The following is a 17,447-nucleotide window of genomic DNA, read 5'->3' as shown; positions in this document are numbered from 1 at the left end:
TCCGAATTGGAGGCGTTTGACTATCTGGCATCTGTCAATGCAGGCTCACTTCTTCAGCATGTGATCCAGCTTGTTGGCCTTGGTCGACAGATAGAACTCGTTGTGTGGATTGCGCCCTTCCTGCAACGGCACCCGTTCGGCCACCGGAATGCCAAAGGATTCCATCGCCTTCATCTTGCGCGGGTTGTTGGTCATCAGTTTGAGTGACTTGACCTCAAGCTGCTTGAGCATGTCGGCGCAGATGGTGTAATCGCGCATATCGGCGGCGAAGCCCAGGGCCACGTTGGCCTCAACGGTATCGGCACCCTGATCCTGCAGGTGATAGGCACGGATCTTGTTGAGCAAACCGATGCCACGGCCCTCTTGACGCACATACAACAACACGCCACGACCCGCCTTGGCGATATTTTCCATGGCGGCCTGCAACTGGAAACCGCAGTCACAACGCAGGCTGAACAGGGCGTCTCCGGTCAGGCACTCTGAGTGGATCCGGCCCAGTACAGGCTCTTCACCGGTAATGTCGCCCATCACCAGTGCTGCGTGATCCTTGCCTGTGCCGGTTTCCTGAAAACCTACCAGCGTGAAGGTGCCCCAGGGGGTTGGCAATTTTGATTTGGCCACGAGGGTAACGCTGCTCATAGGTTGCTCCTTACTGCTAACGGCTCAAAAAAGGGGGCCAGTTTAGCGCGCCTTGTCGGCAACGACCATAAGAACAAGTCCCTGCATTGCTTAATGAAATGTCCAGGTAAGAGACAAGCACCGCTGCCCGCCGGGGTTTTGGTCCTTTGTGCGGATTGATGACTGCCAGGCTCACCACATTCGGGTATAATCGGCGCCCATTAACCCACCCCCTCGGGATGGGAGCAACACAGTGCAGGAGAGAAGTTATGCCTCAGATGGCCCCCGTGATGACAATTGATGGCCCCAGTGGCGCAGGAAAAGGCACCTTGTGTCAGCTGCTCGCCGAGAAACTGGGTTGGCACTTGCTGGACTCGGGCGCCATCTATCGGGTGTTGTCCCTGGCCGCTCTGCATCATGATGTAGCGCTGGACAGTGAAGCCTCATTAGTACCGCTGGCCGCCAATCTGGATGTGCAATTTCAGGTTGAAGGGGATCTGGTCAAGGTGATCCTGGAAGGGGAAGATGTCTCACGAACCATCCGCACCGAAGAGGTGGGCAATGCCGCCAGTAAAATCGCCGCCTTCCCCCGGGTGCGCGAAGCCTTGCTGCGCCGTCAACGGGCATTTCGTCAGGCTCCGGGTCTGATCGCCGATGGCCGCGACATGGGCACAGTGGTTTTCCCCGAGGCCGAGGTGAAGATTTTCCTCGACGCCAGTGCCGAAGAACGGGCCCAGCGCCGCTATAAGCAGTTGCAAGATAAGGGCTTTGATGTTAACTTTGAGCGTCTTTTAACCGAGATCCGGGAACGTGACGATCGCGACAGAAATCGCGCTACGGCACCCCTGAAACCGGCAGAAGATGCTCTGGTGGTAGACTCTACCGCCATGACCATAGATGAAGTGCTGGCAACAGTGCTCGCCTATGCAGAGCAACAACTTGGTGATGCCAGCGCAAGCTGACACCCGGTCGTCTGCACCAAGGATGGCGCAGATTATTTAAAACAGCCCCGCTTGCGCCGGATTGCAAGTGGATGTTTCATTTGTGACATAAACAATGATCGAATCTTTTGCTCAACTCTTTGAAGAGTCCCTGAACGCCGTTGAAACCCGTCAAGGTTCCATCGTCAAGGGTACTGTCGTTGCTATCGAGAACGGTTTCGTACTGGTTGACGCCGGTCTGAAATCCGAGTCCGCTATTCCGGCTGAAGAATTCAAGAACGCCATGGGCGAGCTGGAAATCAACGTCGGCGATACCGTTGATGTGGCTCTGGACTCTATCGAAGATGGTTTCGGCGAAACCAAGCTGTCCCGCGAAAAAGCCAAGCGCCACGAAGCCTGGCTGCAGCTTGAGAAGGCATACGAAGAGCAAGCTACCGTTATCGGTATCATCAACGGCAAGGTCAAGGGTGGTTTCACCGTTGAACTGAACGGCATCCGTGCCTTCCTGCCGGGTTCTCTGGTTGACGTGCGTCCGATCCGTGACACCGCTCACCTGGAAAACAAAGAACTCGAGTTCAAAGTCATCAAGCTGGACCAGAAGCGCAACAACGTTGTTGTTTCCCGTCGTGCCGTGATCGAGACCGAGAACACCTCCGAGCGTGAAAGCCTGCTGGCTAACCTGCAAGAAGGTCAAGAAGTTAAGGGTATCGTCAAGAACCTGACCGACTACGGTGCATTCGTAGATCTGGGCGGTGTTGACGGCCTGCTGCACATCACCGACATGGCGTGGAAGCGCGTTAAGCATCCTTCCGAAATCGTCAACGTTGGCGACGAGATCGCTGTCAAGGTTCTGAAGTTCGACCGCGAGCGTACCCGTGTATCTCTGGGTCTGAAGCAGCTGGGCGAAGATCCCTGGGTTGCTATCGCCAAGCGTTACCCGGAGACCACCCGTCTGTCTGGCCGCGTGACCAACCTGACCGACTACGGCTGCTTCGTTGAAATCGAAGAAGGCGTTGAAGGCCTGGTACACGTATCCGAGATGGATTGGACCAACAAGAACATCCACCCGTCCAAAGTTGTTAACGTTGGCGACGTGGTTGACGTGATGGTTCTGGACATCGACGAAGAGCGTCGTCGTATCTCCCTGGGTCTGAAGCAGTGCAAATCCAACCCGTGGCAGCTGTTTGCCGAAACTCACGCCAAAGGCGACCGTGTTTCCGGCAAGATCAAGTCCATCACTGACTTCGGTATCTTCATCGGTCTGGATGGCGGCATCGACGGTCTGGTTCACCTGTCTGACATCTCCTGGAACAACCAGGGCGAAGAAGCCGTGCGTGAATTCAAGAAAGGCGACGAGATCGAAGCCGTTGTTCTGCAAGTGGATCCGGAGCGTGAGCGCATCTCCCTGGGTGTCAAGCAGATCGAAGAAGACCCGTTCAACAAGTACCTGGCTGACAACAAGAAAGGTGCTATCGTGAAGGGTAAGGTTACCGAGGTTGATGCCAAAGGTGCCGTTATCGAACTGGCTGACGGCGTAGAAGGCTACCTGCGTGCCTCCGACGCTGCTCGTGACCGCGTAGAAGACGCCACTCTGGTGTTGTCTGTTGGTGACGAAGTAGAAGCTAAATTCATGGGCGTTGATCGTAAGAACCGCACCGTAAGCCTGTCTGTCCGTGCTAAGGACGAGGCTGATGAGCGTGTTGCTATCGATAGCCTGAACCAACAAGAAGAAGTTGTGTTCAGCAATGCTATGATGGAAGCGTTCAAAGCCGCCAAGGGTGAGTAATCCTTGATGCAAGAAAAGGGCGGCATTGCGCCGCCCTTTTTTATCCTGGCAAAATTAATATTGCATGTGATCGGGGAAGGAGATTTAACGTTATGACCAAATCAGATCTCATCGAACAACTGGCATCCAGCCGCATGCATATGCCGGCCAAGGATGTCGAAGCCGCCATCAAGGAGATCCTTGAACAGATGGCGTCGACCTTGCAAAACGGCGACCGGATTGAAATCCGCGGATTTGGCAGTTTTTCACTGCACTATCGTGCGCCCCGTGTGGGACGCAACCCCAAGACCGGGGACAAGGTTGAACTGACCGGGAAATATGTCCCGCACTTCAAACCTGGCAAAGAGTTGCGCGAGCGCGTCAACATCATTGAATAATGCAGAAATGGGCATACCTCGGGTATGCCTTTTTTGTTTTTGGCGCCTATTCCTGTGCCAATCGTCTTGTTTCTTAAACTCTTTTCCCATTCACTCTAGAGTCTGCCTGCGATTTTAAGGATAATCAGCCTCTCATTAGATACTGACAGGGAGCTCTTATGAAGCGTATTTTGGCCCTCATTCCGCTGGTGCTGGTGTTTGTTCTGACCCTGGCGCTGGGCTCACAAAATGGCCAGCTGGTTCAGTTCAATTATCTGATTGCTCAGGGCGAGTTTTCACTTGCCATGTTGTTGGGCTTCTTCTTCGCTGGTGGTTTTTTGCTGGGCTGGCTGGTATTCGGCCTGCTGTTCCTGCGCCTGAAAATGCAAAACCGCACCCTCAACCGCACCATGCGTCGTCAATCCCGCGAGTTGGAGCTGGCCCGGTCACCGGGTAAGGAATAATGTTCCTCAATGCTTGAACTGCTTTTCCTGCTGTTGCCCATCGCTGCCGGTTATGGCTGGTACATGGGGCGCAGGAGTGTTCGCCAGGACACCCAGAAACAGAGTAACCAGTTTTCCCGCCAGTATGTGGCGGGCCTCAACTATTTGCTGTCCGATGAATCTGACAAGGCGGTGGATCTCTTTATCCAGCTGCTTGAGGTGGACAGTGAAACCATCGAAACACACCTCTCCCTCGGCAACCTGTTTCGCCAGCGCGGGGAGGTCGATCGTGCCATCAAGATCCACCAGAATCTGGTGACCCGCCAACTGACCCGGGAGCAGCGCCAGCTGGCCTTGCAGGAGCTGGCTCGCGACTTTCTGGCTGCCGGTTTGCTAGACCGTGCTGAAGCGCTCTGGAATGAGCTGTGTGACGACAGCGATTATGAAGAGACGGCGCTGGCACAGCTGTTGATCATCCACCAGCAGTTGCGGGATTGGGACAAGGCCATCGATGTGGCGATTCGTCTGCAAAAATTCCAGGGCAAGAAGCTGGCCGACCCCATTTCCCATTTCTATTGCGAGCAAGCCGAGATCGCGCTGCGCGAGGGCAATAAAGGGGAGGGGCTGGCCAAGCTCAAACGGGCGCTCACCATCAATCCGGCATGTGCCCGGGCCTGTTTGCGTCTTGCTGAGCTCGCCATGGCAGAGGGGGAGTATGAGCAGGCCAGCAAGGAGTTGCTGCGGGTGTTCGAGCAGGATATCGATTTTGCATCCGAGGCAATGCCCAAATTGCTCGAGTGCTATCAGCAGTTGGGCCGCACGCCGGCTTTGATCCCGCTGCTTGAAAAGGCGGTGGAAGATCACGCCGGTGTCAGCGTGACCCTTGCCCTTGCCAAGCTGGTTGAAGAGCGTGATGGCCTGAGCCAGGCCCGTTCGCTGGTGTTGCGTCAGCTGCGTCGTCATCCGTCGATGAAAGGTTTTTACCAGCTGGTGGGTTTTCAGCTGGCCAGTGCGGAGGAGGGACCTGCCAAGGAGAGCCTCGAACTGCTGCAACAGCTGGTCGGCGAGCAGATCAAAATCAAGTCAACCCACAAGTGTCGGCAGTGCGGCTTTGCCACTCACTCGCTGTTCTGGCAGTGCCCGTCTTGTCGCCAGTGGGGTTCCATCAAGCCGATCCGTGGTCTGGACGGTGAATAACAAGCAATAGGATGTGAGATGCAAGATCCCAAAGTACTGGTAGCGCTGGATTATCAGCACGAGGCAGATGCCTTAGCGTTCGTTGAACGTATCTCTCCGGCCCAGTGCCGTCTCAAGGTAGGCAAGGAGATGTTTACCCTGTTTGGCCCACAGTTTGTACGCCAGCTGGTGGCCAAGGGATTCGATGTCTTTCTGGATCTGAAGTTTCACGATATTCCCAATACCGTTGCCAAAGCCGTGGCAGCCAGTGCCGAGCTCGGTGTCTGGATGGTCAACGTGCATGCCAGTGGTGGTGAGCGGATGATGCGTGCCGCCAAAGAGGCGCTACAGCCTTATGGCGACAAGGCGCCGCTGCTGATTGGGGTCACCGTGCTGACCAGCATGGAGCAGTCCGACATGATCCCCCTTGGTCTGGATGTGAGCCCGGCCGAGCAGGTGATCCGGCTGGCGACCTTGACCAAGGCATCCGGTCTGGATGGGGTGGTCTGTTCTGCCAACGAGGCCCATGAGCTGAAAGCCTTGCTGGGCGCCGATTTCAAGCTGGTGACCCCGGGTATTCGCCCGACCGGTTCAGCGGCGGGCGATCAGCGCCGGGTGATGACCCCCAAAGCGGCGGTCGAGGCGGGTGCCGATTATCTGGTTATCGGTCGCCCCATTACCCAGGCTGCCGATCCGGCCGCCATGCTGGCCAGTATCAATGCCGAGCTGGCTGGTGCGTAACAGGCTCACTCAGTGAAACACGGTGCAGGCCGAGCAACAGGCCTGCACCGGCCCCGATAAGATGAGAGCCGATGTGTACCCTGGCATTGATCAGGGTGGAGATCGGGCTCTCTCCTGCGTTGTAGAAGTCCATCACCAGCTTGAGCCCCATCCCTGCCAGCAGCAGCCAGCCCGATGTTCGGCGTCCGTGGCGGATATCCTGCATCGCCCCCCAGACAAACAGACCATGCAGCGAGCCGGATAGCCCCATGTACCACTGGGTCTGCGGGCACCACCACCAGATCCCCAAGCCTACGGCCAGCCAGAGCAGCAACATCAGCAGCGGCAGGCGAGCCTGACCCAGGTAGTCGCGAAACAGGCTATAGAGAATGGCGAGGCCGCTTAGATTGAGCAGCAGGTGCCACAGATTGGTATGAGCCAGATTGCCTGTTATGATCCGCCACCCTTCGCCACCTGCGATCAAGGGTCGATCGAAGGAGAGCTGAAGATTGGGAACGGTAAAGAAGAGTAGCAAGCTGGTGAGAGAGAGCGTGATAACCCAGAGCAATCCAGATTTGTCTGACAACATGAAACAGTCCAACGACAAGAACAGTCGATACTGTACACGTTGCACCCGAGCCCTCAAAGCCTGCCTGTGCGATTATATTGTGCCGGTTGACAATCACACGCCCCTCTACATCTTGCAGCACCCCAACGAGGTAGCACATCCCAAGGGCACCGCGGCGCTGCTGGCGGCCTCTTTGCAACAGTGCGAGATCCATGTGGGGGAGGATTTTTCCCGCGATGAGTGGCTGAGCGGGCTGCTCGCCGATCCTTCCCGTCGCTGCTATCTACTCTGGCCGGATGAGGATGCCATTTCGCTGACCGATCTTCGCCAACAGCGGGAGAGTGAATCCTCTGACTCGGCCGCCGTTGCTTTTATCTTGCTCGACGGCACCTGGCGCAAAGCTTATCGCATGTTGCAGAGCAATCCGGCACTGGCCCGCTTGCCCCGCATCGGCATTGGCGCTATTGCCGGTCAATATGCCATTCGCAAGAAACCGTTTCCCGATGCCCTCTCTACCATAGAGGCGGGCTATCACCTCTTGTCCCGGTGGGAGGGGCGGCCGGAGCGCTATGCGCCCTTGCTGACCCTGTTTAACCGGTTGAATACGCAGTGGCAGGACTTTGCCGAAGGCCGCCGCGCGTGACATTTGAAGGAGTTATCAAGATGAAAAAAGCAGTCGTGGTTTTCAGTGGCGGTCAGGACAGCACCACCTGTCTGGTACAGGCATTGGCTCAATATGATGAAGTACACGCCATCACCTTCGACTATGGCCAGCGCCATCGGGAAGAGATCGACACCGCGCGCCGTCTGGGCAGTGCGCTGGGGATCGCCGCCCACAAGGTAATGGATGTGACGCTGCTCAATGAGCTGGCGGTCTCTGCCCTGACCCGTGACGACATTCCTGTCAGCTGCGAGCTGCAGGATAACGGGTTGCCCAACACCTTCGTGCCGGGCCGCAATATCCTGTTCCTGACGCTGGCCTCTATCTATGCCTATCAGGTGGGCGCCGAAGCGGTGATCACCGGGGTGTGCGAGACCGATTTTTCCGGCTATCCCGATTGCCGTGACGAGTTCGTCAAGGCCCTCAATCAGGCGGTCTCGCTGGGGCTGGGTCGTGGCATTCGTTTTGATACTCCCTTGATGTGGCTCGACAAAGCCGAGACCTGGGCGCTGGCGGATCACTATGGTCACCTCGACACGGTGCGCCAGCAGACCCTGACCTGCTACAACGGCATTGCCGGTGACGGTTGCGGCACGTGTCCGGCTTGCGAGCTGCGCAGTCGCGGCCTGCACAACTATCTGGCCGACAAGGCGGGCATCATGACCAGGCTGTATGAGAAAACCGGGCTGGGCGAGAAAAGCGCAGAGTGAGCCTGCGTCTTGCCGTGGCTTGGGGTATAATCCGCGACTTTTGCAACAAGCCGTGATCGAGATGCACTACCCAATTAACGAGATTTTCCAGACCATCCAGGGGGAGGGCATCTTTACCGGCCTGCCCGCCATCTTTGTTCGCCTGCAGGGTTGCCCGGTGGGCTGCCCCTGGTGCGATACCCGTCATACCTGGGTTGTTGATCCGGCTCGTGAAGTGGTTAAGGAGGCGGTGCTGGATCGCTCCAACGAATCAGATTGCTGGAGCACACTCAGCACCGCGCAGATTATCAAGAGCTTTAGTGAGCTGGGTTATCAGGCGCGCCATGTGGTGATCACCGGTGGCGAGCCCTGCCTCTACGATCTGCACGAACTCTCGTCAGCCCTGCTGGCGGCGGGTTATCAGGTGCAGATTGAAACCAGTGGCACCAGCGAGATCAAGACCCATGAGCAGACCTGGGTCACTGTTTCGCCCAAGATTGGCATGAAAGGCGGGCTGCCAGTGCTGGTCTCGGCGCTGGAGCGGGCCAACGAGATCAAGCATCCGGTGGCCACCGAGCACCATATTGAAGAGCTGGATGCGCTGCTGGCTACCGCGACCCTGCGCCCTGATGTGGTCATTGCCTTGCAGCCGATCAGCCAGAAGCCAAGGGCCACCCAATTGGCGATGGATACCTGTATCGCGCGTAACTGGCGACTCTCAATCCAGACTCATAAATATCTGGATATCGATTAATATGGATTGGCTATCCGACGAACAGGTGCTGCTGACCCTGACCAACAAGATGCCTTACGGTAAATATCAGGGTCGACGTATCATCGATATTCCCGAGCCCTATCTGGTGTGGATGGCGCGCAGCGGTTTTCCGGCGGGTAAATTGGGCCAGACGCTGGCGTTGGCTTACGAAATCAAACTCAATGGACTCGAGTCCATGATTATTCCCATTATTAACAGGATGTCGGTATGAGAATATATACGAGGCAGGGCGACAAAGGCATGACCCGGCTGGCCGATGGTATCCCATTGCCCAAGGATCATTTGCGGGTCGAGACCTACGGTTATATCGATGAGCTCAACTCCCATATTGGCTTGCTGATTTGTGACGTCCCGTCGCAAGAGGTCGGCTTATTGGCTGATTTACAGCTGTTGCAACAGGAGTTGTTTGATCTGGGGGGGGAGTTGGCATTCTCCAGCGACGCCCAGAATGAATCAATTTGGCAAGTTAATGCCGCCTGGACCACTCGCCTTGAACAGCAGATAGATCGTTATAGCGAGCCATTGCCACCGCTGCGCCAATTTATATTGCCCGGTGGTTCCCGTGCCGCGGCGCAAGCACATGTGGTGCGTACTCTGGTGCGTCATTGCGAGCGTTTGCTGCTGACATTGAGCCGGGAAGAGCGGGTCAATCCCGAGGTGCTGCCCTATCTGAACCGGATGAGTGACTGGTTCTTTACCGTTGCCCGCTATCTCATCTGCGTGGCAGGGGAGCGTGAAGTGCTATGGGTCAAGGCAGCAGATCGCCCGCAATCAGCTATCTGATATTTCACGTTTAAGCGGCAATAAAAAACCTCGCCTTGGCGAGGTTTTTTATTAGCAACGAGATTGAGATCAGATAGCAAAGTCTTCCAGTGATTTGCCTGCTGCCACAGCGCTGGCAATAGCCGAAGGCATACGGCCCTGGCCGGTCCAGGTTTTCTCTACGCCATTATCCTGATAGCGATATTTGGCAGGACGTGGCGCCCGCTTGGCTTTTTCTGATTTGCCGGGGTTGGTAGCGACAGCGCTTACCAATTCTGCCGGATCAATACCGGCGGCTTTCAGCATTTCGCTATATTCGTTAATTTTCCGCAGATGCTCTTCACGGGCCTGACGCTCGGCAGCTTCATCCTGCTGACGTTCAGCAACGATAGTAGAGAGTTTTTCCAGTGCCTCTTCCAGTTGTTCCAGAGAAAGCTCGCGGCAGGTCGCACGCAGACTGCGGATATTAAGCAGTACCTTTAAAAATTCATTCATAGGAGTTACCACGTCGAGTCAGAGAAAAATATTATGTTCCAGCTGATTCTTGCTTGGCGATTTAAATAAGTCAAGCCGGGTTAAATATAATATCCGTGGGGAACATCAATACAGATATTTAATATGGCCTGCAATAGGCTTGGAGATTGGATGCCAATGAAACCGCAGTAGGTGAAAATAGCGTCAAAGCTGGCGTTGTTGCATCATTTGACTACCATTTTTCGACCTTGATATGTTTATCGTGACTATTTAATCAAAAAACTTGCTATAAGCTGCCATCTCGATAAAATGTGCGGCGAATACCTTTAAGTAGAGGCGCGCTGCCTATGAGTATTTGTGCGGAGGGTGATGCCTGTGATGCACAAGGAAAGGAGTCAGCGCCGAAGTGGCCAGGCCATCATACCGGGCTGCTGGTTCTGCATCTAATAGGTGCAGGACTGCCATAGTCATCCACTATGGAGCGCTACCTGAAGGGGCTGAGGAGTATGACCTCCCCATAGGTTTTGTTTCTTTAGATCCTCTCGGTAGATCTCCACCTGTAATCTTTAGGTGCAAAGAGATCATGGACATTAGTCATTTCGCCGACTCCGGTTGGTCCGTTCTTCCCCCCCTGTTGGCTGTCGCGCTGGCGATCCTGACCCGCCGCGTACTGTTGTCCCTTGGTGTGGGCATCGTCACCGGCAGTTTGCTGCTCAATCAGTTTTCACCCCTCGAATCCCTGCATTACATGTTGAATACCGTGCTCAAGATCTTCTGGGTCGATGGCGCGCTCAATCGTGACAACGTCAACATGATCCTGTTTATGCTGCTGCTGGGTGGCCTCATCAGCCTGATGAGCGTCTCCGGGGCGACCCGTGCCTTTGCCGAGTGGGCCGAGCGTCGTGCCAAGACCCGCAAGGGCGCCAAAGCCCTGACTGGCATGATGGTGTTTGCCTTCTTTATCGATGACTTCTTCCACAGCCTGTCGGTGGGGGCCATCTGCCGTCCGGTGACCGACCGCTTCCAGATCTCCCGTGCCAAACTGGCCTATCTGCTGGACTCCACCGCGGCGCCGGTCTGCGTGCTGATGCCCATCTCCTCCTGGGGTGCCTATATCATTGCCCTGGTTGGCGGCATCATGGCGGCCCACGGTCTGACTGAACAGAGCCCCATCGCGGCATTTGTCGAGATGATCCCGATGAACCTCTACGCCGTCTTCACCCTGATCATGGTGCTGGTGGTGATTGCATTCCAACTCGACATCGGCCCGATGCGTCAACATGAAGCGTGGGCGCTGGAAGGCAAGCTGTGGGATGAGTCCAAGGGCCGCCCCATCGGTCTGGATATGGAGAGCCCGGAAGAGAGCAACGGCGGCATGATCGACATGGTACTGCCGATCCTGACCCTGACCGCCGCCACCATCTATTTCATGATTGATTCCGGTGCTGCGGTGCTGAGCGAGAAAGGGCTGCCATTCAGCGTGCTCGGCTCGTTCGAAAATACCAACGTCGGCTCTTCGCTGGTCTACGGTGCCCTGTGCAGTCTGGTCGTCTCCATCGGTCTGGCTATGCGCCTGAAGCTGGGAGCCAAGAACTGGATCAAGGCTGCTCCGCAAGGCGTCATGGCCATGCTGCCAGCCATCAACATCCTGCTGTTTGCCTGGACTATCGGTGCCGTGGTGCGCGATGTGGAGACCGGCAAGTACCTGGCTTCGCTGGCTAACGGCAACCTGCCGATCGAAGTGCTGCCTGCCGTGGTCTTTATCCTCTCCTGTGCCATGGCGTTTGCCACCGGCACCAGCTGGGGCACCTTCGGTATCATGCTGCCGCTGGCCGGTGACATGGCCGCCGCCAGCGACATCAGCCTGATGCTGCCGATGCTGGCTGCGGTACTGGCAGGTTCGGTATTCGGGGATCACAGCTCGCCCATCTCCAGCACCAGCATCCTCTCTGCTACCGGTGCCGGTTGCCATCACATCGATCACGTGATGACCCAGCTGCCCTATGCACTGGCCATCGCCTTCGGTGCGGCCATCGGTTACTTGGCGATGGGCTTGATGCACTCCAGCCTGGCCGGTTTCAGTGTCAGTGCCCTCTGGTTCGTGCTCTTTACCGGCTATCACCTGAAAAAGGCCAAAGCGCGGCCAGTGCTGGCCACCGCGTAACATTTATAGAGCAAGGGGCCCGCGGGCCCCTTGGTTTTGTCAGGGGCTTTGGTTAGCATGCGCCCCATAAATTCAGTTTCGGAACAGTATCATGGCTTCACTGCACTACAAATTTGCCACCATGAATTCAGGCAAATCCACCCAGCTCATTCAGGCGCACTTCAACTATCTGGAGCGGGGCATGCATCCTCTGGCGATGACGCCAGCCATCGATGACCGTTTCGGGGTCGGGGTGATCAGTGCCCGGGTTGGCCTTGAACTGAAGGTGGACGTGTTCAGCGACAGCTGCGATCTGTTTGAAATGGTGAAAGAGCGCCATGCGAAGAAACATATCGATGTTTTCATCGTGGACGAGGCCCAGTTCCTGACCCGTGAGCAGGTCTACCAGTTAGCCCGCATCGTCGATGAGCAGGATATTCCGGTGATGGCCTATGGCCTCAAGACCGATTTTCGCGGCGAGCTGTTCCCGGGTTCCTACCATCTGCTCTGTCTGGCCGACAAGTTTGAAGAGCTGAAGAGCATCTGCTGGTGTGGCAACAAGGCTCACATGAACTCCCGGGTCAACGAAGCGGGTCAGGTGATGCGCGATGGCGAACAGGTGGAGATCGGCGGCAACGATCGCTATGTGTCGCTCTGCCGCAAACACTATCTCGAAGGTCGCGCCTACAAGTAAGTCGGCTGCGATATTTGAATAGTCGAGAAGGGCGCCAATCTGGCGCCCTTTTTCTGCTTGCTTCTCTGCGGTTCAGTCAATCTCGATATCCACCGGTGCGATGATGGGATCGGCCACCGGCAGGCGTTGAAACAGCTGGCGAAAATGATGCTGTACCCGGCCGATATCGACCAGCGACATGCCGGAAGCAAAACCGAACCAGACGTAGAGCCCGGTGAGATCGCGAAACATCGGCGGCAGGTAGCGGGGAGCGGCAATCAGCCCCTCCAGATAGTGCTGATAGAGCACCGGAATATCATCCAGCGTCACCTTGCCGACAAACAGCATCGGCAGGATCTCGGGCACCCCTTCCAGCACGGCACTGCGGATAAAGTTGACCGTCTCCACATAGCCGCGCACGTAGGAGAGATCCTTGGTAAAGCAGGCGCTACCGCCCACCATGCCGCCACGAAAGACCCGCTGGGTGATCTTGTAGGCGTCGTGTTCGCTGGTGCCCTGCTGCACGAAGTGCTGAAACACCTCGATAAAATCGGCGCCCCGCTCGGCCATGTCGATGGCCATCACCCGATCGGAGATACGCTTGGCCCGATCCGGAAAAGAGCTGAAGGTGAGCGTCTCAATCAATACCGCCAGCCCCTCCTGGCACGCAGTGATCCGCGGTGAACCGGCGCTCAGCCAGGTGGCATAGGGCTGCTGGCGACCGTTGAGGGTGGTGCCGACATGAACCCACCCCTCGTGTACCTCCAGCACCTGCAAATCCAGCTCGGAGAAACGGGCGTGGGAGTTGAGCTTGATGTAGTCACCACCGGCCGCGGCGTCTGAGACGATGCCATCACTCAGCTTCACCTGCACCGTGCCGTCACTGAAGTAACTCGACAGCTTGCCCTGCAGTTTGGCAACTGCCGCTTCTCCTTCGAACTCCTTGGGGTAGGGGCGCACCAGATGGCGCGCACCGGGCAAAGAGAAGATGTCGCACAGGCGGGAGCCCAGCTCCTTGAGGGTCTTGCGATCCCCGCGCAGGTGATCGCTGGCAGAGCCATAGAGCAGCTGGCTGTAACGCTGAAAATCGGGTTGGCCGCGCTGGCGCAGCATCTCGATCACCACCATGTACTGATCGACCGTCTCTTGCAGGATCCGGCCAAGATCGTCTTGTGGCCCCAACTTTCTGCGGATCCTGTCCCGCAGCTCCTTGAGCTCCAGATACTTGTTGCGTGGATCGAAGCCAAGGGGGAGAGCTTCATAGAAGTGCCTGTCGATAGCGGGCAGCTCTCTGCCACCGCTTGCCAGAAAGCGCTCTTGCAGATGGCGTGGCCACTTGATGGCATCCAGAATCCGGATGGGTTTTTGCAGGGTGAGCAGCTCATCCGAGAGGGATTTCAGATGAAGGCGATACTTTTCTTGGATGGTCATTGGGCCCCCTGTGGGGCAAGCGTCGTCGTGGATTTGGCTGAGTATATGCATAGCGCTTGCCAAAAAGAAGCGAGCCGCAGGGTTATCGGGTTGGCGTGCTTTTTGTTGCTAGCAAATTGGTTTAGACTGCGCCCCTTGATCTCAATCTTGTCGTGGAAATGATGAATATCCCCAGCTCCGAAATGATAATGCGTTGGTTGCAACAGGCTCGTATCGAGCACTATGTCTGCGACCAGTGTCACGGTATCCACATTGTCTCTTTGCAGTCGGTCGATGGTATTCAGGAGAGCCGGATCTTCGTGGAAGAGGAAGGCCTGCTGTTCTCCTCCGAGCTGGAAGTGCGCCCCTCCGCAATGCTGCCGCTGGTCGCCGAACTGGGCCGACTCAATATGCAGTACCCCTCCCTCAAGGTGTTCCTCGATATCATCGATGACAACCTGCCGCGGCTGGTTGTCGGCCACACCGTCTTTACCAAGGCCGGACTCAGCGTTGAGCAGTTCCTGCTGTTCGTGCAAAGCACCATCGCTGCCACCCACGAACTGGTTGCCGAATGCGAACGTTCCGGCTTCCTCAACCTGGCGGAAATCCAGGTTGCACCGGAATCTGTGCATTAAGTGTTCGAACGGTTCGTCAGGTGAAAAAAGCCGTTGACGCGGGCGGGGCTTTCCCCTAAATTACGCCCCGTTCCAGCGCAACAGCGCAGCGAACACCGTGTTGGCTGAACACGTTAAACCACAGACCAAAATTTGGTGAGGTGTCCGAGTGGCTGAAGGAGCACGCCTGGAAAGTGTGTATACGGCAACGTATCGAGGGTTCGAATCCCTCCCTCACCGCCAAATATAACCCGTTGAATTTCAACGGGTTTTTTCATTTCTAGACTTACGTGATTTTTTTCCTGGATCAACTGGGTGGAACAATCATGTATCTGAGCAAAAATGCCTCCGGCACCTACTACACTCGGCTTCCCTTGCCCAAGAATTTGCGTGACCGAGGCTTGCCGTTTGCTATCCGCACTTCCCTCCTTACCAAAGAACGTCAAGTTGCCGTAGACCGTAATCTGGTGCTGGCGGCGCGTGTCCGCACCCTCATTGCGGCGACACCTGCCGATGCCACGACCCATAGTTTTCATGCCTGGATCAGAGCTGAGATCGATGCATTCAAAGCGGCGGGCTTTACCGTACCGCAATATCATGCTCTTTCTGTTGCGCTTTCGTCCGTTCCCCAGACCATCAAGCAACCCGTCGATACCTCTCCACCTACTACAGGGGTCCCCCTCAGACAGGCGCTGACGAAGTTTATTGAGAGTAAGGCCAGTGAGGGGATCCAGCATAAATCCGTCGGACAACTCCAACTGCGGGTTCAGGCGTTCGTCACTTGGGCCAAGGGGCACATGGTCGATGAGATAACGCCTGCCCTAGCTCAAGCCTTCCGTAACACTCTGCTCCGTAACGACAGTATCAGCTTCAAAACCAAATCAGATTACCTTGCCGCCACCAAGCAGTTCTTCCGCTGGTGCATGATCCTGGGCTATTGCAGCCGCAACCCGTTCGACAGCTTAACGGCGGGCAAGAAGCCAGTGAAAAAGCGGGCAGATGAAGCCAGGGTACGCTGGCATCGCCCGCAACTGGACACCCTGTTTGCGAGCCTGCGAGCCAAACAATCCCAAAAAGGCAAAAAACTCAAGCCCCAGGACTTCTGGGTGCCGCTGCTCTGCCTCTACGCCGGACTGCGCCCGTCTGAGGCATGTCAACTCAAGACCCGGAACGTCAAACAGATCGAGGGGATCTGGTGTCTGGTGGTCGAGGCGGGCGAAGAAGATCAGCAGCTCAAGACGGCCAACGCCTACCGTGATGTTCCGCTGCACAGTGCACTGATCAGACATCACTTCCTAGAGTATGTCGGCCACTGCCGTAGCCAGGGCAGCCAGTACCTGTTTGATGATAAACCCTCGGGCCAGGACGCCGACTGGTCACACAACCTGGTGTGTCGGTTCCAGCGCCATCTCACCAATGCAGGCATTGTCGGTAAGGGGCGGCCGACGATCTATGGCATGCGCCACACCTTTGTTGATGAGTTGCAGCAGGCGGATGTGGCAGAGCACATCGTGGCGGAGCTGGTAGGACACAGCAAGGAGGGGCTGACCTTTGGCCGCTACGGCAAACGGGTGAGCATTGCCCTGTTGAAAGCGAAGATCGAGTTGATACCGGCGGATCTAGTGACCGTCATTTGAAGAGAGGCCACCTGAGCTCTGGATATGTCGCTAAGCGCTGTATGTAGCGGTTAGCGCCCCTCCCAGACAGCATGACATCTGGTGCCATAGCCAGGGCGCAGGAGCCAACCCATCTCAATACGGTGGGTCGTTGCAGTACCGATTCATATTATGCGCCCATGTCAATATTAGCCCCTATAAATATTTGTAAATATAAATATTGACATCCATAAAAATGTGTGATCGAAATGTGTTGACGTGGTGCTTGAACGCTCGTAACCTGCTGGCAAGAGTTAGCTGGAATGAGAGCAAATGACCTATGACAAGAACCCGCAGGCCACAGAACTAGATCGAAAAACTGTTGCAGATGCATTGACTGAAAACCTGACGATCAAGAAAAACCAGTACGCCCAATCAACATTTAAGGCCTATTATCGAAAGACAAAGCAACTTCAGACGCTGATTGGAAAAGAGCTATTGGTTACGGTCACCACGACCAAATTAGAGTTAATGATTGCCAAACTCCTTAAGAGGTATAAGGGTAATACCGTTAATCATTACCTCGATATTCTCAGGCAGGTGTTTGCCAGAGCCAAGAGTGATGGCCTGATAGCATTGAGCCCGATGGATAGCATCAAGAAATGCCGGTTTGAGATTGAAGAGCCGCAACCCTTTCTAAAAAAAGAGATAAAACTCTTGCTGCAACGGCAAGAAAGCAATCCGATTGAAGTGGCATTAATCCAATTAGGGCTTGCAACCGGATTGCGGATCAGTGAATTACTGGCTGTGAGCGTAGAAGCATTTGATCTAGACAAACGGATCTTGACGGTAGATCTCGCGTTGGTTGATGGTGCTTATAAGACGCCAAAAACCAAAGGATCGCTGCGGAAGATTGAGCTGACTGAACAGGGAATAATAGCCGCACGTATCTTGATAGCACAGGCTCATGTACAGAACCTTAAGCGGCAAGCGAATTAATAATACCGTCTAACGTGTTGTTTTGCTTGGATTTTCTCTGCCTA

At 55.7% G+C, this 17,447-nt stretch carries 20 protein-coding genes, 1 tRNA gene and 1 riboswitch; of the genes, 17 read left to right on the top strand and 4 right to left on the bottom strand.

Features of this window, described 5'->3' with window-relative positions:
• Positions 1-45 precede the first annotated feature (45 nt).
• Positions 46-639, bottom strand: a complete 594-nt coding sequence (gene ribA, locus OKC40_RS04610; protein WP_005337152.1) for a GTP cyclohydrolase II — start codon at positions 637-639, stop codon at positions 46-48.
• 248 nt (positions 640-887) lie between these two features.
• On the opposite strand from ribA, the gene cmk reads away from it, so the two are divergent.
• The 6 genes from cmk to pyrF all read left to right on the top strand — a co-directional run bounded on the left by cmk (position 888) and on the right by pyrF (position 6,061).
• Entirely contained in the window at positions 888-1,580 is a 693-nt protein-coding gene (gene cmk, locus OKC40_RS04605) for a (d)CMP kinase (protein WP_058051760.1), read from the top strand.
• 94 nt (positions 1,581-1,674) lie between these two features.
• Positions 1,675-3,345 carry a 30S ribosomal protein S1 gene (gene rpsA, locus OKC40_RS04600; RefSeq protein WP_042013223.1) on the top strand — a complete coding sequence of 557 codons (1,671 nt, stop codon included), beginning with the start codon at positions 1,675-1,677 and terminating at the stop codon, positions 3,343-3,345.
• Between the two features lie 92 nt (positions 3,346-3,437).
• The gene (gene ihfB / locus OKC40_RS04595) at positions 3,438-3,722 is read left to right on the top strand and encodes an integration host factor subunit beta (protein ID WP_033136607.1); all 285 of its coding nucleotides are present in this window, start codon (positions 3,438-3,440) and stop codon (positions 3,720-3,722) included.
• A gap of 158 nt (positions 3,723-3,880) precedes the next feature.
• Positions 3,881-4,165: a LapA family protein gene (locus OKC40_RS04590; RefSeq protein WP_005337143.1), complete on the top strand. Its 285-nt coding sequence runs from the start codon at positions 3,881-3,883 to the stop codon at positions 4,163-4,165.
• A gap of 9 nt (positions 4,166-4,174) precedes the next feature.
• Positions 4,175-5,341 carry a lipopolysaccharide assembly protein LapB gene (gene lapB / locus OKC40_RS04585; RefSeq protein ID WP_270794271.1) on the top strand — a complete coding sequence of 389 codons (1,167 nt, stop codon included), beginning with the start codon at positions 4,175-4,177 and terminating at the stop codon, positions 5,339-5,341.
• A gap of 18 nt (positions 5,342-5,359) precedes the next feature.
• Positions 5,360-6,061, top strand: coding sequence for an orotidine-5'-phosphate decarboxylase (gene pyrF, locus OKC40_RS04580; protein WP_270794269.1), 702 nt, complete (start codon positions 5,360-5,362; stop codon positions 6,059-6,061).
• On the opposite strand, the gene rrtA is transcribed toward pyrF, so the two are convergent.
• Positions 6,036-6,629, bottom strand: coding sequence for a rhombosortase (gene rrtA, locus OKC40_RS04575; protein ID WP_174219030.1), 594 nt, complete (start codon positions 6,627-6,629; stop codon positions 6,036-6,038). The genes pyrF and rrtA overlap by 26 nt on opposite strands.
• Here rrtA and OKC40_RS04570 point away from each other — a divergent pair.
• The 5 genes from OKC40_RS04570 (at position 6,628) to OKC40_RS04550 (ending at position 9,516) form a co-directional block, all read left to right on the top strand.
• Positions 6,628-7,251 (top strand): tRNA-uridine aminocarboxypropyltransferase, encoded by a 624-nt coding sequence (locus OKC40_RS04570; protein ID WP_111808933.1) that lies wholly within the window; start codon positions 6,628-6,630, stop codon positions 7,249-7,251. The two genes, rrtA and OKC40_RS04570, sit on opposite strands and share 2 nt — an antisense overlap.
• Positions 7,252-7,271: 20 nt before the next feature.
• A complete protein-coding gene (gene queC, locus OKC40_RS04565; protein ID WP_139408991.1) occupies positions 7,272-7,979 on the top strand; it encodes a 7-cyano-7-deazaguanine synthase QueC in 708 nt (235 codons plus the stop codon).
• 61 nt (positions 7,980-8,040) lie between these two features.
• Positions 8,041-8,712 carry a 7-carboxy-7-deazaguanine synthase QueE gene (gene queE / locus OKC40_RS04560; protein WP_270794266.1) on the top strand — a complete coding sequence of 224 codons (672 nt, stop codon included), beginning with the start codon at positions 8,041-8,043 and terminating at the stop codon, positions 8,710-8,712.
• Position 8,713: 1 nt separating this feature from the next.
• On the top strand, positions 8,714-8,944 hold the full coding sequence (locus tag OKC40_RS04555; RefSeq protein ID WP_005337126.1) for a DUF3820 family protein: 231 nt from the start codon (positions 8,714-8,716) through the stop codon (positions 8,942-8,944).
• The gene (locus OKC40_RS04550; protein ID WP_106844486.1) at positions 8,941-9,516 is read left to right on the top strand and encodes a cob(I)yrinic acid a,c-diamide adenosyltransferase; all 576 of its coding nucleotides are present in this window, start codon (positions 8,941-8,943) and stop codon (positions 9,514-9,516) included. Before OKC40_RS04555 ends, OKC40_RS04550 begins: the two co-directional genes overlap by 4 nt.
• Positions 9,517-9,585: 69 nt before the next feature.
• Here the strand turns inward: OKC40_RS04550 and OKC40_RS04545 are convergent, their stop codons facing one another.
• Entirely contained in the window at positions 9,586-9,990 is a 405-nt protein-coding gene (locus OKC40_RS04545; RefSeq protein WP_005359895.1) for an H-NS family histone-like protein, read from the bottom strand.
• Positions 9,991-10,292: 302 nt separating this feature from the next.
• Positions 10,293-10,464, top strand: a riboswitch (Lysine riboswitch).
• 88 nt (positions 10,465-10,552) lie between these two features.
• On the opposite strand from OKC40_RS04545, the gene OKC40_RS04540 reads away from it, so the two are divergent.
• Together OKC40_RS04540 and OKC40_RS04535 are read left to right on the top strand one after the other, a co-directional pair.
• The gene (locus tag OKC40_RS04540) at positions 10,553-12,133 is read left to right on the top strand and encodes a Na+/H+ antiporter NhaC family protein (protein ID WP_064337722.1); all 1,581 of its coding nucleotides are present in this window, start codon (positions 10,553-10,555) and stop codon (positions 12,131-12,133) included.
• 91 nt (positions 12,134-12,224) lie between these two features.
• Complete coding sequence (locus OKC40_RS04535; protein WP_005337121.1) at positions 12,225-12,806, top strand: thymidine kinase; 582 nt, start codon at positions 12,225-12,227, stop codon at positions 12,804-12,806.
• 72 nt (positions 12,807-12,878) lie between these two features.
• Here OKC40_RS04535 and OKC40_RS04530 read toward each other — a convergent pair whose 3' ends face one another.
• Positions 12,879-14,216, bottom strand: a complete 1,338-nt coding sequence (locus OKC40_RS04530) for a flavohemoglobin expression-modulating QEGLA motif protein (RefSeq protein WP_270794259.1) — start codon at positions 14,214-14,216, stop codon at positions 12,879-12,881.
• A 158-nt stretch (positions 14,217-14,374) separates the two neighbouring features.
• Here OKC40_RS04530 and OKC40_RS04525 point away from each other — a divergent pair, with 158 nt between their 5' ends.
• The 4 genes from OKC40_RS04525 to OKC40_RS04510 all read left to right on the top strand — a co-directional run bounded on the left by OKC40_RS04525 (position 14,375) and on the right by OKC40_RS04510 (position 17,403).
• A complete protein-coding gene (locus OKC40_RS04525) occupies positions 14,375-14,830 on the top strand; it encodes a YbjN domain-containing protein (protein ID WP_082628315.1) in 456 nt (151 codons plus the stop codon).
• 134 nt (positions 14,831-14,964) lie between these two features.
• Positions 14,965-15,052 (top strand) — tRNA-Ser (locus tag OKC40_RS04520).
• 83 nt (positions 15,053-15,135) lie between these two features.
• Complete coding sequence (locus tag OKC40_RS04515; protein ID WP_148140660.1) at positions 15,136-16,446, top strand: site-specific integrase; 1,311 nt, start codon at positions 15,136-15,138, stop codon at positions 16,444-16,446.
• A gap of 291 nt (positions 16,447-16,737) precedes the next feature.
• Positions 16,738-17,403, top strand: coding sequence for a tyrosine-type recombinase/integrase (locus OKC40_RS04510; protein ID WP_270794258.1), 666 nt, complete (start codon positions 16,738-16,740; stop codon positions 17,401-17,403).
• The last annotated feature ends 44 nt before the right edge of the window (positions 17,404-17,447 follow it).

It is taken from the genome of Aeromonas sp. QDB11, from assembly GCF_027705265.1.
Taxonomy (GTDB): Bacteria; Pseudomonadota; Gammaproteobacteria; order Enterobacterales; family Aeromonadaceae; genus Aeromonas; species Aeromonas allosaccharophila.
The sequence above is the reverse complement of the archived record's forward strand: the minus strand, read 5'-3'. Positions and strand labels throughout refer to the sequence as shown.